General features: G+C 66.8%; 1 protein-coding gene. It reads left to right on the forward strand.

All coding sequences use genetic code 11. The features are described 5' to 3' along the window. Positions 1 to 506: AMP-binding protein (locus UF78_RS22385; RefSeq protein ID WP_045164455.1), on the forward strand; the 506-nt coding region annotated here is incomplete at both ends.

The raw sequence follows: 506 nt of genomic DNA on the forward strand, positions 1-506 counted from the left end.
CCGGATGCCCTGGCGCTGCAATTCGGCGCACAGCGCCTGAGCTACCGCGAGCTGCACAGCCGTGCCAACCGCCTGGCACGCTGGCTCCGCGGGCAGGGTGTGGGGCCGGATGTGCTGGTAGGTGTGGCCGCCGAGCGTTCCGTCGAGCTGGTGGTGGCGCTCTTGGCCATCATTAAGGCCGGTGGCGCCTACGTGCCGATGGACCCGGATTACCCGCGCGAACGCCTGGAACACATGCTGGCCGATAGCGGCGTGACGCTGCTGCTGACCCAGGCACATCTGCGCGACACGCTGCCGGTCTCGAACGCCCGGCTGTTTTGCCTGGATAGCGATTGGTCGGACGTAGCGGCACTGGACGACAGCGACCTGCCAACCCTCGGCACGCCGCAAAACCTGGCCTACCTGATCTACACCTCGGGTTCGACCGGCAAGCCAAAAGGCGCCGGCAACAGCCACGCGGCGCTGATCAACCGTCTGCACTGGATGCAGAAGGAGTACGGCCTGAC

This window comes from Stutzerimonas stutzeri (assembly GCF_000952685.1).
Taxonomy (GTDB): domain Bacteria; phylum Pseudomonadota; class Gammaproteobacteria; order Pseudomonadales; family Pseudomonadaceae; genus Stutzerimonas; species Stutzerimonas stutzeri_E.